The following is a 4,264-nucleotide window of genomic DNA, read 5'->3' on the forward strand; positions in this document are numbered from 1 at the left end:
GAATACCATCGCCATCAGTATCAATTACTGGACACCCATCATTAGACTTAGTACCAGCTACTGTAGGACATTTATCATCAGAGTCAGCAATTCCATCTCCATCTGCATCTGGACAACCTTTCAAGGAAGCAATTCCTTTAACATTCGGACATACATCATCTTTATCAGCAATTCCATCACCATCTGTATCAGGACAACCATTCAATGCTGCCAAACCAAAAATATCTGGACAAGCATCATCTTTATCAGCAATTCCATCACCGTCTGTATCGGGACATCCATTGAACTGTTTCAAACCTTTAACCTCTGGACAAGCATCATCTTTATCAGCAATTCCATCTCCATCTTTATCACTCCCCCCAAATTGGAAAATAATTCCAGCTGTATGCTGAAAAAGTGAAGGGGAGTCTGGCGTATGCGTACCAGAATAATTTCTATGTGGATGTTTCAATGATGTATTATAAGAAGTTTCTAACGAAAAACCCACATTATCATTAAACCATAAAATCAATCCAGCACCCGGATTAATAGTACCATAACTTTCTTTTCCCAAAAAAGTATATCCAGCTCCAATATGTAAAGAAGGATCAATCACTTTAGATTTAATCAAACTCATAAAGCTGTATTTAAGATTTGCATTTATACCATAATACATTAAATCTCCAGGATTAGTCACAATATATCCAGCTCCATTATGACCAGCTGCAGTAGGATCAAAATCTACGTATTTATTTATTTTATTTATAGATCCTTGAATACCTACCGAAAAATTATTCCCAATCGATCTAGCTACTCCTAAATAGGAAACAGAGGGAAGGATATTCCAATTTTCATTTACATTGAACATTTGGGAAAAATGCCTATCAATAAAGTTTTTTCCTCCACCAGCACTAGTACGCGTATCAACTGCGTTTACTCCAATTGTAATTGCCCAAGGATTATTACTATTCTGTGCATAAGTACTAATAGACATCGCCGTTAATACCATTAATAAAAATTTGTTAGTTTGTTTCATTTTTTTTATTTATTTATTTATTTATTTATTTATATTGTTAATTTTTCTGAATTGCTTTTAAATCGACATTTGGATAAAGTTTTTTCATAATTCTTTCAATATTAAAATCTCTTCTTTTTTTTACTTATTTTCAATAACATTTCATAAAAAATATTCATCTCTTTTTCTTGTTCAAAAGTCATAAATATTTTTTCCTAAGAAATTTTAAAACAAATTTGAAACAACTTCATAATTAATTATTTTGAAATATTACAAATAACACAAACACATTTCATTATTCATTTGTATATTATAAATTACTAAATATTAAAATTTAGATTTTGGTTCTACTAGAAATATGTGAGTATTTTTTTTTAACCACTAACTAGAATTAAGAAAGCTAATAACACGTCAAACAGTTAATAATCTATGCCATTTACACAAAAATCACTTAATTCTTAATTAATCATTAAAAACAACTTCAAATACAGTTCCTTCTCCAACTTCACTTGTGACGTTAATTTTTCCTTTCATATCCTCTATTTGATTTTTTGTAATATATAAACCTATTCCACTTGCCTTATCATTATTATGAAATGTATTGTATAAACCAAACAATAGCTTTTCATATTTTTCTAAATCTATCCCCAAACCATTATCCTTAACCGCTAAAACTTTTTTATTTTTTTTTATACAAAAATCAAATTCAATAACAGGTAATCTATCAGGATGAGCATATTTTATGGCATTCGTTGTTAAATTTAGCAAAACACTTTCCAAATAGGCCGAATTAAAACTAACAAGCGTATTTTTTGGCACTCGATTAATTATTGTTACATTATTGTCAAAACCATACATTGTAACTGCATTAATAGTATTATTTATATATAAACTTAATTTTAAGGGCTCAATTCTAAGATTAGCATTATTTTGAATAGCCACTAAATCATTCAAATTAATGAATTATCCAAGTCATTTGAAATATTTTGCAAATAAAATAGCATTTTTTTATTTTCATCAATAGTAGCCGTGTCTAAATCAATAGAATCAAGTATTAATCTAATATTACCTGCTATATTTTTGAAATTATGAGAAACAATTTGAGAAAAATTCATCAATCGTTTATTTTCCTCCCTAACACGCTTTAAAGACTCGACTGATTCTAATTCATTTTCTTTTGGATTAGATATTTCTCTAAAAGAACCTATCATTCGCGATGGTTTATTATTTGTGTCACGCTCTACAACTCTTCCTCTATCTAAAATCCATTTACATTTTCCACTTGAAGTAAAAATGCGTCTGTAATTTTCATATGAAGGAGATTTATTACACAGATAATCTTGCATAGCAGAATGGTACTCTTCAAAATCATCCTGATAAATTGTCGAATTCCAATGACTTAGCTTTTCATAAATACCATCACTTTCTAATTCATATATTTTTAATAACTGAGAAGAAAAAAAAACAATGTTAGTCCTAAGATCCCAATCCCAAACCCCCATATTCAAATCTTCTAAAGCTAACTCAAATCGTTCATTAGCAATTTTATATTTCAACTCTCCATTTTTAAAATCAGTTATATTGGAAATTTTAACATAGAAAAAAACAACTTCATCCAGACTCTTTATCTTATTTATTGAAATTCTGAACCAACATAACCCTTTTTGTGGCAATAAAACCCTGAACTCTATATCTCTTTTATTATCGATTTCATCAATACAAATTATTGACTCAAGAACCAATTCTCTATCTTCTGGAAATATTCTTTCATATATAGCCAATTCATTTTTGTTTAAAATATCCTTTTCTGATATTTCAAACATTTCATAAATAGATCCATTTAACAATTTAATATCACAATCATCTGAACCACATTCAAATACCAATAAAGCATCTGGAATTAGCTCATATCCAGTTTTATTCAAAGAATCTATTCTTTTATAATTTGCAATATTTAAGAATCCAATAATCATATTAATATTTATTTTAAAAATTATAATATATACTTGTAAAAAATATTTCTTTTGAGAAAACTAGACATATTTATCAACTTTAAAACTTTTACATAAAACCCTTACATAACTTCTCCTGCTGTACTTGTAGTAATATTTACTTCCATTTTCTTATTGTCTATCTTTAAAGCCACTTCTAACTACCTAGTAATCAATAACCATAATTTAACTAAGTAAATAACTATCATTTTTTTTGTCTTCATAATAATTACTGCATTTAAATTTTATACAACCAATATTAATAACTTGAATAAATAATATTTTCAATCATTTTAGACAACACTATCATTATGTAAAAATAGAAACAACTCAATATTTTGACAATCAAAAATTGTAGAAATAGTTATTATATGATGTAGAAATACATCTACATTTATGGTAGTTTATTCCTTGAAATATTATATTTTAGCTTACATTTGTTATACGATAGATTGATTAATATATTGATATGTTTTTTATATAATTGTCCTAATAATTTAGGGTAATTTTAAAAGTTGTAATATCCATTTTTAATAAATGCATCGCGTAAACTATCTAATTTAACATTTATAAATTTTAGACTATATGTCAAATGTAATTTTAATCGTTGATGACCACTTGGTAGTAAGAACAGGAATTTCTATGATTTTAGAAGAACACCTTAGTGATGTAAAGATTATAACAGCAAAGAATTATCTGGAAGCAATTTCGGTTTTAAAAAACAACAGTCTTAGTTTAATAATTTTAGATATAAATATACCTGGTGGAAAAAACAGAGAAATGATTCAAGAAATCAGATCATTTCAACCTGATGTAAAAATATTAATCTTTTCTGCAAATGATAGTGAAGATTATGCCTGTCAATATATATTAGCGGGAGCTAACGGTTTTTTAAACAAACAAAGTGATGAAGAATTAATAGTGAAGGCTATTTATTCTATATTAATAGATGGTAATTTTGTTACACCAGATATTATCAAAAAAATCATAAAATCCAACATCAATAAAACTTCAATAAACCCTTTTGACACTCTATCTGAAAGAGAACTTCAAATTTCTGAGTTATTAGTTTCTGGTGAAGGAAATCTTGAAATAGCAAACAAGCTTGACATAAAAGCATCAACTGTTAGCACATACAAAAGTAGAGTTTTCAGGTAATGTGGTCAAAAATAGTTGGTGATTTTTTATTTTAGATTAGTTAAATTACCTCCGTCAAATTGAAGAGGACATTGGCTCTGCTGAGGAGCAACCAACTAGCAATAGATTTGATACATATACG

4 protein-coding genes are annotated in these 4,264 nt (G+C 27.6%); 1 reads left to right on the top strand and 3 read right to left on the bottom strand.

Features of this window, described 5'->3' with window-relative positions:
• The 3 genes from PHC28_RS16210 to PHC28_RS16220 form a co-directional block, all read right to left on the bottom strand.
• Nucleotides 1–1,015 (bottom strand): thrombospondin type 3 repeat-containing protein (locus PHC28_RS16210; protein ID WP_300103121.1); only part of this gene is annotated, 1,015 nt, incomplete at its 3' end.
• Nucleotides 1,016–1,456: 441 nt separating this feature from the next.
• Nucleotides 1,457–1,948, bottom strand: coding sequence for an ATP-binding protein (locus PHC28_RS16215; protein WP_300103124.1), 492 nt, complete (start codon nt 1,946–1,948; stop codon nt 1,457–1,459).
• On the bottom strand, nt 1,945–2,967 hold the full coding sequence (locus PHC28_RS16220; RefSeq protein WP_300103128.1) for a PAS domain-containing protein: 1,023 nt from the start codon (nt 2,965–2,967) through the stop codon (nt 1,945–1,947). The genes PHC28_RS16215 and PHC28_RS16220 overlap by 4 nt, the downstream gene beginning before the upstream one ends.
• Nucleotides 2,968–3,570: 603 nt before the next feature.
• Between PHC28_RS16220 and PHC28_RS16225 the strand changes: the two genes are divergently transcribed.
• Nucleotides 3,571–4,143, top strand: coding sequence for a response regulator transcription factor (locus PHC28_RS16225; RefSeq protein ID WP_300103130.1), 573 nt, complete (start codon nt 3,571–3,573; stop codon nt 4,141–4,143).
• The last annotated feature ends 121 nt before the right edge of the window (nt 4,144–4,264 follow it).

The organism is Flavobacterium sp. (assembly GCF_028712645.1).
Taxonomy (GTDB): domain Bacteria; phylum Bacteroidota; class Bacteroidia; order Flavobacteriales; family Flavobacteriaceae; genus Flavobacterium.

Coding starts and splice junctions, on each gene's coding strand:
- PHC28_RS16220 (WP_300103128.1), bottom strand. CDS start 2,967: ATGATTATTGGATTCTTAAATATTGCAAATTATAAAAGAATAGATTCT.
- PHC28_RS16225 (WP_300103130.1), top strand. CDS start 3,571: ATGTCAAATGTAATTTTAATCGTTGATGACCACTTGGTAGTAAGAACA.